Here is a 14,282-nt window from a genome sequence, read left to right as displayed (position 1 = left end):
GATGCGGTTGGCCGACTGATCCAGACGACATTTCCTACCGGCAGCACCCGCGCTTACAGCTACGGCGCCTACGGTCAGGTTACTGCCGAGCGCGATGAACTGGGGCGCATCACCCGTTATGAATACGACGACGATCTGCATCTGGTCTCGCGGCGGATCAACCCCGACGGCACGCAGGTGCAGTACCGCTACGACCATGCGCAGTTATTGCTCACCGAGATCGAAAACGAGTCCGGGGAAAAATACCGGCTGGATTACACGCCGACCGGGCTGATTCGCCAGGAAAGTGGTTTTGATGGTCGGCGCACGGCGTACGCCTATGACCTCAACGGCCATCTGCTGGAAAAGACCGAGTTCGGTGATGACGGCTCGACGCTGATTACTGGATATGCAAGAGATGCTGCCGGGCGCCTGTTAATCAAGACCCTGCCCGACGGCCTCAAGGTCACCTACCAATACGACCGACTTGGTCGACTGATCGGTGTTGACGACGGCCAGCAACACCCGCTGGCCTTCGAGTACGACCGCCAGGACCGCTTGATCACCGAGCATCAAGGCTGGGGCTCCCTGCGTTACCGCTACGATGCCTGCGGCCAGCTCAAGCGCATGCGCCTGCCGGACAACAGCGTGCTCGACTACCGCCACGCCAAGGGTGGCGCGCTGACCGACATCGACCTCAACGGCACGCCGCTGACCCGTCATGTCTATCAGTCCGGACGCGAACGGCAACGCCAGCAGGGTTTGCTGCTCAGCGAATACACCTACGACGATCAGGGCCGATTACTCGCGCATGCCGTAGGCCATCAGCGCGATGCGTTGTTCCGCCGCGATTATGCCTACAACGCCAACGGCAATCTCGCGCACATCGCCGACAGCCGCCACGGCCAACGCACCTACGGCTACGACGCCCTCAATCGCCTGATCCGCGTTCGTCACTCACGCGACGAACTGCCGGAAAGCTTCGCCCACGACCCGGCCGGCAACCTGCTGATGCAGGACCGCCCCGGCCCCACCCAGGTAAAAGGCAACCGCCTGCTGATGCAGGGCGACCGCCACTATGACTACGACGCCTTCGGCAACCTGATCCGCGAACGCCGTGGCCGCGCGCAGACACTGGTCACCGAATACCGCTACGACAGCCAGCACCGCCTGATCGGCCTGACCCGCCCCGACGGCCAGACCGCCAGCTATCGCTATGACGCCTTCGGCCGACGCATCAGCAAAACCGTCAACGGCGAGACCACCGAGTTTTTCTGGCAAGGCGAGCATCTCGTCGCCGAAAGCAGCGAAAACGAATACCGCAGCTACGTCTACGAACCCGGCACCTTCCGCCCCCTCGCACTGCTCGACGGCAAAGGCCCGCAAAAAGCCTGCCCGTTCTACTACCAACTCGACCACCTCGGCACCCCGCAGGAACTCACCGACTACAGCGGCGACATTGTCTGGTCCGCGCAATACGACGCCTACGGCAAAATCGCCGCACTGACCCTCGCCGGCGAGGATTACCTGAACCAGCCGCTGCGCTTTCAGGGGCAGTATTTCGATGCGGAAAGTGGGCTGCATTACAACCGGCACCGGTACTACGACCCGAGGCTGGGGCGGTATCTGACGCCGGATCCGATCAAGTTGGCCGGTGGGCTGAATCAGTACCAGTACGTGCCGAACCCGACGGGGTGGGTGGATCCGTTGGGGTTGAGCTCTAACTGCCCGCCGCCGAAGAAACCTGGTTGTGAGGTGCCGGGAGGTGTCAGCGGCGCTAAAGTAAATGACGGTGAACCTAGACTTCCAACAACAAGATCACCACCAAAAGATTTTGGTAGCGAAGATAAACTTGATGACCACTTTCAAAAGCATGGTTCAGAGTTCAAAACCGAGAGCAAAGAAGAATACTTAAGCATGGCCAGATTTTTGGTAAATCATGGCACACGAATTGAGTATAAATACAAGGGTGAGACCCGATCAGGCTATCTGAAACTTATGGGAAACAACCGAAAGGGAGAGGCTAAATTCGCTTTTTTGGGAACAAATCAAAACAATGAAATCACAACCCTTCACGCAAAAAGCGGAAAGGAATTATGGCGAACGATAAATGGCGATGCGAAGGATAAAACAGTGAGGCCGGCCCATGACTAAGAGATATCTCGTACAAATAATTGAAATCGATCCAATCATCGAAGAATTGATTGTGCTTAGCGTTCAAAGTGTGAGCATCCGATGCTTCGCAGGTTACTGTCCATCAGTCATTGAAGAAGGAAGAAATTATGAGGCCGAATTCGAAATGGTCCTGCCTGACGAATTAATCATCATAAAAGCAGAACATGAAGAACCACGTATCGAGATGCTAGACGATGGGTTTTCGTGTGATATCTATGGTTACATAGATGGGGACTCTTTCCGGTCTGTAATTGAATTCGCGGATCAAGGCATTCATTTCGAATATCCGCACCTCAACGGACAGTTCGTCAAAATCACTGCCGAAAGAATTGACGTCTCATTCTGAGTCGCAAGTATTATTCGAACCTCACAAAGGGCCTGAGAAAAACAGGCCCAAAAAAATCGGCGATCACGCCAAAAGCAGGTGTGAATCTAATAATTACGCTCACTGCTCATCCTCATCCTCTTCATACTCCATATCCGCCTCATCCGAATCATTCAGCGGCACCGTCGCATCATCCATCAGCGACCCCGGATCCTCATTCCCCGGATCATTGATAAACGGCAATCCACTCGAACCTTTCTCTTCCTTGCCCTCAGTTTCGGGAGTCATGGCAAACCTCATCATCTCGTGGCGTGTATGACGTTCGAAAAGCCCCACAGCCAATCGTTCCGAAGTCTGACGAGCAAATACAAAAAACCCGGCAAAATGCCGGGTTTCCGTTTAACCATCCATCAATGATGGCGGTTTTTATGTTTGTTCTTGTGCTTGTGGCCACCACCCGAATGAGATCCGCCATCGTCACCGAGGTTATTGCCGACCGCACCACCGGCCGCGCCGCCCAACCCAGCGCCAATGGTCGAACCGGTCGAGCCGCCGAGGCTGTTGCCGACGACCGAGCCGCCCGCCGCGCCGAGACCACCGCCAATGGCGGCTTCGGTTCGATTGCGTTTGTTCGCCCCGACGGCACTGCCGGCCGCGCCGCCAACGCCTGCACCTACCGCTGCGCCAGTACTGCCACCGAGTTGTCCACCGACCACATTGCCGAGCGCGCCGCCCAGGCCGCCACCCACAGCGGCGGTGCCATCACCAGCGGCCATCGCCCCTTGTGCTACCAGCAAACCGAAAAACAGTGCAGATAATGACAAGCGCATATGAACCTCACAGTTCCCGAAGCGGGACAGTCCGCCCAGACATGGGCCTATGTGAGATTGGAGACGCAAACCGGGAAAACGTTCAGCCATGAAAAAGCCCGACATTGAGCCGGGCTTTTTCTGACAAACGATCAGTCTCAGTGACGCTTGTGTCCTTTGGACAAGTTGCTGCCCACTGCGCCGCCAGCTGCGCCACCCAAGCCTGCACCAATGGTCGCGCCGGTCTTGCCGCCCAGGCTGTTGCCGATCACCGAACCACCGGCTGCGCCAACACCGCCGCCAATCGCCGCTTTGGTCCGGCTACCCTTGCGCGCCGCCACTGCGCTGCCCGCCGCGCCTGCTACGCCAGCACCAATGGCCGCGCCAGTGCTGCCGCCCATTTTCTGGCCGACGACATTACCCAGCGCGCCACCCAAACCACCGCCCAGCGCCGCAGTGCCATCACCGGCAGCCATTGCACCTTGAGCAACCAGAAGCCCCAGAACCAGAGCGGGCAGTGTTAAACGCATGACGTAAACCTCAAAATAGGGATGACAAAAAGGGCCGGGATTTAATGCCGTCGCCGCGCAAAAGTCCAGACGAAATCAGAGGCTTCGCGCACATGGCGCCGATTGGACAGCGATTCTGCAAAAGGTTTTATGACAGGCAAAAAAAAGCCCGCTGGGGAGACGGGCTGGAGACTTGCTTTCTAACGGATGGCTTCACCCTACTGCGGCAGACGTGAAAAGTTTGTGAAAGCAAATTGATTTTTGCCGCCATCGAATGTAAGAAATTTCTTCACACGCACAGTCATAAAAAAACCCCGATCGATGACGGGGTTATTCAGACAAAGATTATTTTCTGGCTCGCGTGGTGACCTTGGGGAGAAATTTCGCCTTCGGTCCCTTGGGTGCCGTGGATTTGATCTTGCCGATCTGCACTGGATCTTCGCCAAATCCAGACTGATACTCAGTCTGGCCGCACCGTACGCAGTTGTTGAAGGAAAATTCAGAGCCATCGTCTTCGATATACGGATCAGTCATATCTTCGCCCCTTCGCAACAGATCGACACCGGCAAAACCCGTTTTGCCTGAAAAATATCGACCTCCAATGCTTTTGAGACTAGTTGGTCACTCTTGGACTTGTGATTCAGATTAGCTGGCGCCCGACGAGTGGCCTCAAAAAAATTAAACTCGACCACGAACCGCTGGTCTTGCTTTGCTAAAGAATTCTGCCGACAGGCCGTTGCCCTTTTTCATACAAATGAATCTCAAGGAGAGAACATGCAAATCAACGGATTCCCGAATCTGCCCGTCGTAAAGCTCACGGACGAACAAATCGCTGCCGGCAAAGCCGGGGGTGAACTGCTCAAGGACAAGATCGCTTCCGGTGAAATCACCATCAAGTATCCGGACAAGCCGATTCTGCAGCCTGGTGTCATTTACCATCCAAGCGAGCCAGCGCAACCGAGCCAACCTTCGGACACGCCTACTCTTGTCGCCATCGACACACCACTGACCTACGACTCGAGAGGCACCGTAATCCTCAAGCCACAGGGCTGATGGCGTAGAAAAAGAGCCCATCCATTATCTGGATGGGCTCACATGACCAGCGATCGACATTCAGCGCAATTTCACCGCTGTCCCCGTCGCAAACACCACAACCATCCCGCCCTTCCCGCCAGGCATGCTGATCTCGAAGTCCACCCCGACCACTGCATCCGCCTGCAAAGCACGCGCCCTCTCCCTGATTTCTTCGGTGGCCTGAACACGCGCCTCCTTCAAAGCCCGCTCTAGCGTCTGCGAACGTCCGCCGAAAAAATCGCGCATACCGGCGAACATGTCACGAATCACATTGACGCCCTGCACCGACTCGGCACTGACAATGTCCAGGTATGCCGTGATTTGCCGACCTTCAATGGTATGAGTGGTGGAAATGATCATGGATGTCGTCCCTATACGGAGGAATAAATTCGCGATTGTAATGGCTCAAAGCGGACTTCACGCCGCTGCCAATAAAATCCAGACGCCAGAAACCACAAAACCCCTGACTTCTTTCGAAATCAGGGGTTTTGTGTACTGAATATGGCGGTGAAGGAGAGATTCGAACTCTCGATACAGTTTCCTGTATACACACTTTCCAGGCGTGCTCCTTAAGCCACTCGGACACTTCACCGTATCTCTTCAAACATGTTCTGTCTGTCGAGGCGCGCTAATGTAGTCGAAAGCTTTTGCGATGGCAAACTTTTTTTCAGAATTTTCATGCGGTTAAGAGAAAAAGTCGTTTTGCCCGCTGGCAGCCCATGGCAAACCGGCCAATCTTCGGTGGGCGCGGCCCTTCTATATAGAAGCAGAACGCCTCGCCACGCTGGACGGGCCGGGAAACGGTGACTGGCGGGTCAGTCACGGCGCTTTACCTGGCCTGCGGCGGTGGGTAACGTCTGCCCATCTTTCTTACAAGGAATAGCGTCATGAGTGAGTTGATTTCCTACCACCTCGAAGACGGTATCGCGACCCTGACTTTGAGCAACGGCAAGGTCAATGCCATTTCTCCGGACGTGATTGCGGCATTCAACGCGGCGCTGGATCAGGCGGTAACTGATCGTGCCATCGTGATCATTACCGGTCAGCCGGGGATTCTGTCCGGCGGCTATGACCTGAAAGTGATGACTGCCGGCCCTAAAGAGGCGGTGGCACTGGTAACTGCGGGGTCGACGTTGGCGCGTCGCCTGCTCTCCCACCCGTTTCCGGTGATCGTCGCTTGCCCGGGTCATGCCGTGGCAAAGGGCGCTTTCATTCTGTTGTCTGCCGATTACCGTATCGGTGTCGACGGACCGTTCAGCATCGGTCTGAACGAAGTGCAGATCGGTATGACCATGCACCACGCCGGTATCGAACTGGCGCGTGATCGTCTGCGTCGCTCGGCGTTCCACCGCTCGGTGATCAACGGCGAGATGTTCGATCCGCAAAGCGCTGTAGATGCCGGTTTCCTCGACAAGGTGGTTGCCGCCGAGGAGCTGCAAGCTGCCGCCCTCGCCGCTGCGCGTCAGTTGAAGAAGATCAACATGCTCGCGCACAAGAATACCAAGTTGAAAGTACGCAAGGCGCTGCTGGAAACCCTGGATAACGCGATCATCCAGGATCAGGAACACCTGGGTTAACCACCCGTTTATCTCTTCAAGAAAAGCCCGACCGTCGTGTCGGGCTTTTTCTTGCGCGCCTGGTTTAAAAGTCTGCGGCCGCTCTAGGACAGGTCTGACCCTCCATTCGGAAACATGCGCTTAAACATCGGCTATCTCCGGACTCTATAGTGGCAATTGCCGAAAACAGTGCACATCCGTACACTGCGCCACCTTTTGTCCCGGTGGGGCCTGAAAATGCTGTTCGTGTTTCGTATGTTATTGATGGGCCTGCACTTTATTCTGGCCGGCGTGCTCGGAGTGATTCTCGGGATCTGCCGCCCGTTCAATCCGGACAACAGCCGACTGTGCGCCCGCCTCTACGCGCTGCCGGCAATGTGTATTTTGCGTTTACGGGTGAAGTCCGATGTCAGTGGATTGATGAACAAACCTGACAGCTGCGTGATCATCGCCAACCATCAGTCCAACTATGACTTGTTCGTGTTCGGCAACGTAGTGCCGCGTCGAACCGTGTGCATTGGCAAGAAGAGCCTCAAGTGGGTTCCGTTGTTCGGGCAATTGTTCTGGTTGGCCGGCAATGTGTTGATCGACCGTGGCAATGCGCACAAGGCGCGCCAGTCGATGCTCACCACTACCAATACCTTGCAGAACGAAGACACCTCGATCTGGGTGTTCCCGGAAGGCACGCGCAACCTAGGCGAAGAATTGCTGCCCTTCAAAAAAGGCGCGTTCCAGATGGCGATTGCCGCCGGTGTGCCGATCGTTCCGGTTTGCGTCAGCAGCTACATCAAGCACATGCGCCTCAATCGCTGGCGCAGCGGGAAAATCCTCATACGCTCGCTGCCGGCGATTCCTACAGCCGGACTGACCATGGACGACATGCCCATGCTCATCCATCAGTGCCGCGAGCAGATGCGCGAGTGCATTGAATCGATGGACCGGCAACTGCAAGCCGCCTAAGAAGACAACCCGCCCTGTGCGGGTTTTCTTTTGCCCGGTGAACTGTACAGATTTCACTGACTCTCAAGCAGCGACACGGCTAAGCTGAAGCCTTGTATTCCCTGCCACCTGCCAAGAAGAAGTGAATCACCACCATGGGTCGAGTTGTTGCTGCTGCGGTATACAGCGCAGGCAAGAAAGTCACCAATATTACCCTCGACGAAGGCGCCGCCTGGGCCGCGAAAACCGGTCACTTTGTCTGGATCGGTCTGGAAGAGCCGGACGCTCAGGAGCTGTCCAATCTGCAACGTCAGTTCAACCTGCACGAACTGGCCATTGAAGACGCCCTGGAAAAACACAGTCGGCCGAAGCTGGAAACCTTTGGCGACGCTTTGTTTATCGTCACCTACTCGCCCATCCGCGAACACGGCGTTCTGCAGTTCATCGAAACGCACATCTTTGCCGGCAAGGGCTACATCATCACGGCACGTAACGGTCACTCGGCGTCCTACGCCCATGTCCGCCAACGTTGTGAGGCACGCCCGCTCTTGCTGGAACACGGGGAAGATTTCGTACTGTATGCGCTGCTCGATTTCGTCATCGAGAACTACCAACCGGTGGGCGAAGCCATTCATGCCGAAATCGATGAACTGGAACGCAACGTGTTGTGTAGCGCGTTGAACGAGCGTGACATCCAGAAGCTGCATGGCTTGCGCCGCGATGTCGTGCGCCTGCGCCGGTACGCGGCGCCGATGGTGGAAATTGGCGAGGAACTGCAGAAGCTGAGCTTCCCGTTTATCGACAAGAACATGCGCCCGTACTTCCGCGATGTGCAGATCCACGTAACGCGGCAGATGGAAGACCTGAGCACACTGGCCGATATCGCTAGCCAGACCATCGAGATCGGTGTGTTGCTCGAGGCTTCACGGCAAAGCGTGGTGCAGCGCAAGTTTGCTGCCTGGGCGGCGATTCTGGCGTTTCCGACGGCAGTGGCGGGGATTTACGGGATGAACTTCCAGAACATGCCGGAACTGAGTTGGCACTATGGCTACTTCGGTGTGCTGGGGTTTATTACGGTGGGATGCGTGAGTTTGTGGGCGAGCTTCAAGAAGTCCGGGTGGTTGTAGAGCGGACCGAGTTGTCTGGAACATTCGCGAGCAGGCTCGCTCCCGCATTGATCGGTGGCGCACCGAAAATCTGATGTGGGAGCGAGCCTGCTCGCGAAGCTTTTGGCCTTAGACAGTTTCTGGCTTGTGCGCGACAAACCGCATCATCCATTCCGCAACCGTAGCGCCATGGTGTTCCTGCTCCAGACTGGCTACGCCTTTGCTGTAGATCTGCGAACCCAACGCTTCCTGACGCAGATCCAGCAGCGCACGCGAGTAATCGTGGATGAATTCCGGGTGGCCCTGGAAGCACAACACCTGATCGTTGATGTGGTAAGCCGCAAACGGGCAAAAATCGCTGGAAGCAATCACCGTGGCGTTTTCCGGCAGCGCTGTGACCTGATCCTGGTGGCTGATCAGCAGTGTCAGTTCCTCACGCACCGGGCTCATCCACGGCGCCTTGGCCGCGAGTTTGTAGTTATGGGTGCCGACACCCCAACCTTGCGTGGCGCGCTCACTCTTGCCGCCGAGCAGCAGCGCCAGCAGTTGATGGCCGAAGCACACGCCGAGCAGTTTGTCGCCGCGCTCGTAACGCGTCAGCAGGTATTGCTTGAGGGTCTGAATCCACGGATCAGTGCCGAACGAATCGGCCTTGCTGCCGGTGACCAGATACGCGTCGAACGTCTGGTCGTCGCTCGGGTATTGGCCCTGCATCACGTTGTAGACGGTGAACTCGGCGGCAATCGGTTGCTGCGAGAACAGGCGCTGAAACATCTGCCCGTAACCCTGATATTGATCGACCAGTTCCGGACGCAGGATGTCGGTTTCCAGAATGCAGATGCGTAGCGACATAAAAAATACCTGACACGTGATGGGAATAATGAACACCCCAGAGCCTGCCCTGAAACACCTTGGCAAGGCAAGCCCTGGAATGCTCGTTGCCGTTAGAACATTTCACCTTTCGCCGCTTTATCCAACAGCAACGCAGGCGGCGCAAACCGCTCGCCATATTGCTCAGCCAGATACTGCGCGCGAGCGACGAAATCTTTCACCCCGTATTGGTTGATGAACTGCAACGCACCGCCGGTCCACGGCGCAAACCCGATACCGAAAATCGAGCCGACGTTGGCATCCGCTGTCGAGGTCAGCACGCCCTCTTCCACACAGCGCACGGTTTCAATGGCTTGTACAAATAGCAGCCGATCACGCACATCCTTGGGCGAAATCTGCCCGTCGGTTTTCTCGAATCGCGTCTTCAGTTCGGGCCACAAATGTTTCTGTCCACCGCTTGGGTAATCGTAAAAACCGCCACCCGCCGCTTTGCCCGGACGCTTGTATTCGTTGAGCAGCAAGTCAATCACGGCAAAGGCCGGGTGCTCAATCAGCGGTTTCCCTTCTGCCCGTAGGTCCTTGGCTGTTTGCTGACGGATATGGCTCATCAGGCTGAGGGAAACTTCGTCAGAGATCGCCAGAGGTCCGACCGGCATCCCGGCTTTGCGCGCTTCGGTTTCGATCATCGGCGCACTCACGCCCTCGCCGAGCATGGCAATACCTTCGTTGGTGAAGGTGCCGAACACCCGCGAAGTGAAGAAGCCGCGACTGTCGTTGACGACGATCGGGGTTTTCTTGATTTGCACAACGAAATCGAAACCGCGCGCGAGGGTTTCATCGCTGGTCTGCGCGCCCTTGATGATTTCCACCAGCGGCATTTTTTCCACCGGACTGAAGAAGTGCAGGCCGATGAATTTGCTTTGATCCGGTACGGCAGCCGCCAGACCGGTGATCGGCAACGTCGACGTGTTGGAGGCGATGACCGCTTCGGCGCCAACAACTCGCTGGGCTGCAGCAGAGACCCTGGTCTTGAGGTCGCGGTCTTCGAACACCGCTTCGATGATCAGATCGCAACCCGCGAGGTCGGCATCATTTTCGGACGGCTTGATCCGCGCCAACACCTCATCACGCTTTGAAGCATCCATCTGTCCGCGAGAGACTTTCTTGTCCAGCAACGCGGCAGAGTGTGCTTTACCTTTTTCGGCAGCAGCCAGATTGACGTCCTTGAGCACCACTTCAATACCCGCCGAAGCACTGACAAACGCAATACCCGCGCCCATCATTCCTGCGCCAAGCACGCCGAGCTTCTGCGTCTTGTAAGGCGCAAAGCCCTGCGGCCGCGAACCACCGGCGTTGATCTCATTGAGTTGAAACCAGAACGTGCCGATCAGGTTTTTCGAAATCTGCCCGGTGGTCAGTTCGGTGAAGTAACGGGTTTCGATCAAGTGCGCGGTATCAAAATCGACTTGAGCGCCCTCCACCGCCGCGCAGAGGATCTTTTCCGGCGCCGGCATCGTCCCTTGAGTCTTGCTGCGCAAAATCGACGGTGCAATTGCCAGCATCTGCGCGACTTTCGGGTTCGACGGCGTGCCGCCCGGAATCTGATAACCCTTCACGTCCCATCGCTGCACCGCTGTCGGGTTGGCCACGATCCAGGCTCGTGCTTTGGCCAGCAACTCATCGCGATCCGCTGCGAGTTCATCGATCAGCCCCGCCTGCAATGCCTGTTGCGGCCGCACCTTCTTGCCTTCAAGCAAATAAGGCAGCGCTTTCTCGATGCCGAGCATGCGCACCATGCGCACCACCCCGCCGCCGCCCGGCAACAGGCCGAGGGTCACTTCCGGCAGACCGAGTTGCACCGATGCATCCTCCAAAGCCACGCGGTGATGACAGGCAAGGCAGATTTCCCAACCACCGCCCAGCGCCGCACCGTTGATCGCCGCAACCACCGGTTTGCCGAGGGTTTCCAGGGTGCGCAACTGCGCTTTGAGGGTCAGCACCATGTCATAGAAGGCTTTGGCTTCAGGCTTGCCGACCTTGATCAGTTCGTTGAGGTCACCGCCGGCAAAGAAGGTTTTCTTCGCTGAGGTGATGATGACCCCGGCAATCTGGTCTTTTTCAGTCACCAAGCGTGCAACGCAGGCGGCCATGGCCTCACGGTACACGGCGTTCATGGTATTGGCGCTCTGGCCCGGCATGTCGATGGTCAGCACGACGATGGCGTCCTGGCCTTTTTCGTAACGGATGGCTTCGCTCATAACAAGGTTCCTTGAATTCGGGGCTCAGAGGCGTTCGATGATGGTGGCAATGCCCATGCCGCCGCCGACGCACAGCGTCGCCAGGCCATAGCGCAGGCGCCGCGCTTCCAGTTCATCGAGCAGCGTTCCGAGGATCGCGCAACCGGTGGCGCCCAGCGGATGACCCATGGCGATCGAGCCGCCGTTGACGTTGACCTTGTCCGGGTCGACGGCCATGTCCTTGATGAACTTCAGCACCACCGAGGCAAACGCCTCGTTGACCTCGAACAGGTCGATGTCTTCAACGCGCAACCCGGCCTTGGCCAGTGCCTTGCGCGTCGCCGGTGCCGGGCCGGTGAGCATGATGGTCGGATCAGTGCTGGTGACCGCCGTGGCGACAATGCGCGCCCGGGGTTGCAACCCCAGCGCCCGGCCTTTGGCTTCGGAGCCGATCAGCATCAGTGCAGCACCGTCGACGATCCCGGAGCTGTTGCCCGGTGTATGTACATGATTGATTCGTTCGACATGGCTGTAGACCCGCAACGCCGTGGCGTCGAAACCCATCTGGCCGATCATTTCAAAACTCGGCTTGAGCTTGCCCAAGCCTTCAAGGGTCGATTCAGCGCGGATGAACTCATCGTGGTCGAGCAGGATGATGCCGTTCTGATCCTGCACCGACACCAACGACTTGTTGAACGAACCGTCAGCCCGCGCCCGTGCGGCTTTCTGCTGCGAGTGCAGCGCGTAGGCATCGACGTCGTGACGACTGAAACCCTCAAGCGTAGCGATCAGGTCGGCACCGACGCCTTGCGGAGTGAAATGACTGTGCAGATTAGTCTGCGGATCGAGCGCCCAGGCGCCGCCGTCGCTGCCCATCGGCACCCGCGACATCGACTCGACACCGCCGACCACCACCAGATCTTCGAAACCCGAGCGTACTTTCATCGCGCCGAGGTTGACCGCTTCCAGGCCCGAGGCGCAAAAGCGGTTGATCTGCACACCGGCAACGCTGACATCCCAATCGGCCACTTGCACAGCGGTTTTGGCAATGTCCGAGCCTTGATCGCCAATCGGCGTGACGCAGCCGAGCACCACGTCATCGACCTGACTGGTATCGAGCGAGGTGCGTTCTTGCAGCGCGGTCAGCAGACCGGCAACCAGATTCACCGGTTTGACGCTGTGCAAGGCGCCATCGGCCTTGCCTCTGCCACGGGGCGTGCGTAACGCATCGAATATCAAAGCTTGGGTCATGACGTCCTCGAACCTGTGCGGGGAGTGATTGCTTGTGTCCCCACTCTTGGCCCGAGCGGCCATGGATTCAATGACCACAGTGCTCAATGCGCTTGACCCACACGCTCAGACGGACGGTCATTAACTGTCAGGTGAACCGGTTCAGGTCGGCGAGTTGTCTAGCCAGCGGGCGGCAAAGAAGCTGGCAATAAGCCTCATGCCTTTTTTATCGCACATGGCAAGCGCTCCATATGAAATGGATCTAAGCCAAGCGTGACGTGGCCCCTAATGTAGAACATGTACGTCATGGTCGTCGGGTTTTGCCGAGGCAGACGTTCTTCAACAGGAAGTGCAGCGCTTGCCGTCATGGATATGCAGGCAAGCATCAGGAAATAACAATAAAGGCGGTCAAGCCATGTTCAAGCAACCGAAAGTTCGTCAAGCAGGGCTCATTCTTTTCGCCACGACGCTGTTGTTGATTTTGCCGAATCTGACCAAGGTCATCGGCTGAATCGAGCGGCAGGTGCTGTTTATCGCCACTGAAAATGTGACTGGCCCGCTACCCGGGCCAGCGTGGCTGTGCCAACCTTGGCGCACTCCCACGACATGGACGGCGACCATTTGAAAGCGCTTATTGTGTTCGGGGCCATGCTGCTGAGCATGCCCTTGTCTGCCGCACAGTTGGATCTGCAACTGGGCGCAAGCAGCCGCACCTGGCAGACCGAGGCATTGCTCAAGCATCCTCAGGTACAAACCCTCACCATCAAAAACGATGTGTCCTACAAGAAGGACATGACCTATCGCGCCGTGCCCGTGGCTGCGCTGCTGACCGGGATCAAACCGCAAGATCACCTGCAAGCGGTGGCACTGGACGGCTTTGCCGCCGAGTTGGCTGCAGCGCCGCTGCTCAATTCAAAAGGCGCACGGGCCTGGCTGGCCATTGAGGATCCGGCTCAGCCCTGGCCAGCGCTGTCTGAGGGCAAGCACAGCGCCGGGCCGTTCTATCTGGTCTGGACCGATCCGCAGGCCGGCAATATCAGCCCGGAGCAATGGCCATTCCAGGTCGCGAGCATCAAGCGCATGGCACCCGTGGCCGAACGCTTCCCGGCCCTGCTACCGGATCCTGCGTTGAAGGCGAATGACCCGGTGAATCTGGGGTTTGCGCTGTTTCAGAAGAACTGTCTGGCGTGTCACCGGTTAAACGGCGCGGGGGACGCGCAATTCGGGCCGGACCTGAACATTCCGTATAACCCGACCGAGTATTTCGGCGTGGATTTCTTGAAGCGTTACATTCGCGATCCGCAGAGTCTGCGGCAGTGGCCGCAGGCGAAGATGCCGGGGTTTTCGGTAGAGGTTTTGCCGGAGGGGGATTTGGAAATGCTTGTGGGGTATCTCCAGCACATGGCCGGACGCAAAGTTAAGCCCTGAGCACATTTCCTTGTAGGAGTGAGCCTGCTCGCGATAGCGGAGTGTCAGACACTGATAATTCAACTGTCAGACCGCTATCGCGAG

Annotated in this window: 15 protein-coding genes and 1 tRNA gene; 7 read left to right on the top strand and 9 right to left on the bottom strand. The window is 57.3% G+C overall.

Translation table 11 applies throughout. The annotated features are described in order from the left end of the window. On the top strand, positions 1 to 2,133 hold a 2,133-nt coding region (locus PMI23_RS12755; protein ID WP_007949853.1), incomplete at its 5' end, for an RHS repeat-associated core domain-containing protein. Then, positions 2,126 to 2,500, top strand: a complete 375-nt coding sequence (locus tag PMI23_RS12750; RefSeq protein ID WP_007914083.1) for a hypothetical protein — start codon at positions 2,126 to 2,128, stop codon at positions 2,498 to 2,500. The genes PMI23_RS12755 and PMI23_RS12750, both read left to right, overlap by 8 nt. A 99-nt stretch (positions 2,501 to 2,599) precedes the next feature. On the opposite strand, the gene PMI23_RS29860 is transcribed toward PMI23_RS12750, so the two are convergent. The 4 genes from PMI23_RS29860 to PMI23_RS12735 all read right to left on the bottom strand — a co-directional run bounded on the left by PMI23_RS29860 (position 2,600) and on the right by PMI23_RS12735 (position 4,331). Then, on the bottom strand, positions 2,600 to 2,767 hold the full coding sequence (locus tag PMI23_RS29860; RefSeq protein WP_007914082.1) for a hypothetical protein: 168 nt from the start codon (positions 2,765 to 2,767) through the stop codon (positions 2,600 to 2,602). A 122-nt stretch (positions 2,768 to 2,889) separates the two neighbouring features. Next, positions 2,890 to 3,309, bottom strand: coding sequence for a YMGG-like glycine zipper-containing protein (locus PMI23_RS12745; RefSeq protein WP_007914081.1), 420 nt, complete (start codon positions 3,307 to 3,309; stop codon positions 2,890 to 2,892). A 137-nt stretch (positions 3,310 to 3,446) separates the two neighbouring features. Beyond that, positions 3,447 to 3,818 (bottom strand): glycine zipper domain-containing protein, encoded by a 372-nt coding sequence (locus tag PMI23_RS12740; RefSeq protein ID WP_007914079.1) that lies wholly within the window; start codon positions 3,816 to 3,818, stop codon positions 3,447 to 3,449. 324 nt (positions 3,819 to 4,142) lie between these two features. Next, the gene (locus PMI23_RS12735) at positions 4,143 to 4,331 is read right to left on the bottom strand and encodes a hypothetical protein (protein WP_007914078.1); all 189 of its coding nucleotides are present in this window, start codon (positions 4,329 to 4,331) and stop codon (positions 4,143 to 4,145) included. Positions 4,332 to 4,571: 240 nt separating this feature from the next. Here PMI23_RS12735 and PMI23_RS12730 point away from each other — a divergent pair, with 240 nt between their 5' ends. Next, on the top strand, positions 4,572 to 4,850 hold the full coding sequence (locus PMI23_RS12730; protein ID WP_007914077.1) for a hypothetical protein: 279 nt from the start codon (positions 4,572 to 4,574) through the stop codon (positions 4,848 to 4,850). A 60-nt stretch (positions 4,851 to 4,910) separates the two neighbouring features. On the opposite strand, the gene PMI23_RS12725 is transcribed toward PMI23_RS12730, so the two are convergent. Continuing rightward, the gene (locus PMI23_RS12725) at positions 4,911 to 5,231 is read right to left on the bottom strand and encodes a YbjQ family protein (protein ID WP_007914076.1); all 321 of its coding nucleotides are present in this window, start codon (positions 5,229 to 5,231) and stop codon (positions 4,911 to 4,913) included. A 142-nt stretch (positions 5,232 to 5,373) separates the two neighbouring features. Next, positions 5,374 to 5,463: transfer RNA gene (locus tag PMI23_RS12720), tRNA-Ser, on the bottom strand. Between the two features lie 295 nt (positions 5,464 to 5,758). Here PMI23_RS12720 and PMI23_RS12715 point away from each other — a divergent pair. The 3 genes from PMI23_RS12715 to PMI23_RS12705 all read left to right on the top strand — a co-directional run bounded on the left by PMI23_RS12715 (position 5,759) and on the right by PMI23_RS12705 (position 8,493). After that, the gene (locus PMI23_RS12715; protein WP_007914074.1) at positions 5,759 to 6,448 is read left to right on the top strand and encodes a crotonase/enoyl-CoA hydratase family protein; all 690 of its coding nucleotides are present in this window, start codon (positions 5,759 to 5,761) and stop codon (positions 6,446 to 6,448) included. A gap of 216 nt (positions 6,449 to 6,664) precedes the next feature. Continuing rightward, positions 6,665 to 7,387 (top strand): lysophospholipid acyltransferase family protein, encoded by a 723-nt coding sequence (locus tag PMI23_RS12710; RefSeq protein WP_007914073.1) that lies wholly within the window; start codon positions 6,665 to 6,667, stop codon positions 7,385 to 7,387. 134 nt (positions 7,388 to 7,521) lie between these two features. Then, positions 7,522 to 8,493 (top strand): magnesium and cobalt transport protein CorA, encoded by a 972-nt coding sequence (locus tag PMI23_RS12705; protein ID WP_007914072.1) that lies wholly within the window; start codon positions 7,522 to 7,524, stop codon positions 8,491 to 8,493. Positions 8,494 to 8,601: 108 nt separating this feature from the next. Here PMI23_RS12705 and PMI23_RS12700 read toward each other — a convergent pair whose 3' ends face one another. The 3 genes from PMI23_RS12700 to PMI23_RS12690 form a co-directional block, all read right to left on the bottom strand. Beyond that, a complete protein-coding gene (locus PMI23_RS12700) occupies positions 8,602 to 9,324 on the bottom strand; it encodes an amidotransferase (RefSeq protein WP_007914071.1) in 723 nt (240 codons plus the stop codon). Between the two features lie 92 nt (positions 9,325 to 9,416). Continuing rightward, a complete protein-coding gene (locus PMI23_RS12695) occupies positions 9,417 to 11,561 on the bottom strand; it encodes a 3-hydroxyacyl-CoA dehydrogenase NAD-binding domain-containing protein (protein WP_007914070.1) in 2,145 nt (714 codons plus the stop codon). Between the two features lie 24 nt (positions 11,562 to 11,585). Continuing rightward, the gene (locus PMI23_RS12690) at positions 11,586 to 12,791 is read right to left on the bottom strand and encodes an acetyl-CoA C-acetyltransferase (protein ID WP_007914069.1); all 1,206 of its coding nucleotides are present in this window, start codon (positions 12,789 to 12,791) and stop codon (positions 11,586 to 11,588) included. 585 nt (positions 12,792 to 13,376) lie between these two features. Between PMI23_RS12690 and PMI23_RS12685 the strand changes: the two genes are divergently transcribed. Then, on the top strand, positions 13,377 to 14,198 hold the full coding sequence (locus tag PMI23_RS12685) for a c-type cytochrome (protein ID WP_007914067.1): 822 nt from the start codon (positions 13,377 to 13,379) through the stop codon (positions 14,196 to 14,198). Positions 14,199 to 14,282 lie beyond the last annotated feature (84 nt).

The organism is Pseudomonas sp. GM24 (assembly GCF_000282235.1).
In the GTDB taxonomy this organism is placed as follows: domain Bacteria; phylum Pseudomonadota; class Gammaproteobacteria; order Pseudomonadales; family Pseudomonadaceae; genus Aquipseudomonas.
Note: the sequence above shows the minus strand (reverse complement) of the source record. Positions and strands in the feature narration are given on the sequence as shown.

Bases quoted from the DNA above. Each gene is read 5' to 3' on its own strand.
- PMI23_RS12750 (WP_007914083.1), top strand. From the start codon at position 2,126: ATGACTAAGAGATATCTCGTACAAATAATTGAAATCGATCCAATCATC.
- PMI23_RS29860 (WP_007914082.1), bottom strand. From the start codon at position 2,767: ATGACTCCCGAAACTGAGGGCAAGGAAGAGAAAGGTTCGAGTGGATTG.
- PMI23_RS12745 (WP_007914081.1), bottom strand. From the start codon at position 3,309: ATGCGCTTGTCATTATCTGCACTGTTTTTCGGTTTGCTGGTAGCACAA.
- PMI23_RS12740 (WP_007914079.1), bottom strand. From the start codon at position 3,818: ATGCGTTTAACACTGCCCGCTCTGGTTCTGGGGCTTCTGGTTGCTCAA.
- PMI23_RS12735 (WP_007914078.1), bottom strand. From the start codon at position 4,331: ATGACTGATCCGTATATCGAAGACGATGGCTCTGAATTTTCCTTCAAC.
- PMI23_RS12730 (WP_007914077.1), top strand. From the start codon at position 4,572: ATGCAAATCAACGGATTCCCGAATCTGCCCGTCGTAAAGCTCACGGAC.
- PMI23_RS12725 (WP_007914076.1), bottom strand. From the start codon at position 5,231: ATGATCATTTCCACCACTCATACCATTGAAGGTCGGCAAATCACGGCA.
- PMI23_RS12715 (WP_007914074.1), top strand. From the start codon at position 5,759: ATGAGTGAGTTGATTTCCTACCACCTCGAAGACGGTATCGCGACCCTG.
- PMI23_RS12710 (WP_007914073.1), top strand. From the start codon at position 6,665: ATGCTGTTCGTGTTTCGTATGTTATTGATGGGCCTGCACTTTATTCTG.
- PMI23_RS12705 (WP_007914072.1), top strand. From the start codon at position 7,522: ATGGGTCGAGTTGTTGCTGCTGCGGTATACAGCGCAGGCAAGAAAGTC.
- PMI23_RS12700 (WP_007914071.1), bottom strand. From the start codon at position 9,324: ATGTCGCTACGCATCTGCATTCTGGAAACCGACATCCTGCGTCCGGAA.
- PMI23_RS12695 (WP_007914070.1), bottom strand. From the start codon at position 11,561: ATGAGCGAAGCCATCCGTTACGAAAAAGGCCAGGACGCCATCGTCGTG.
- PMI23_RS12690 (WP_007914069.1), bottom strand. From the start codon at position 12,791: ATGACCCAAGCTTTGATATTCGATGCGTTACGCACGCCCCGTGGCAGA.
- PMI23_RS12685 (WP_007914067.1), top strand. From the start codon at position 13,377: ATGGACGGCGACCATTTGAAAGCGCTTATTGTGTTCGGGGCCATGCTG.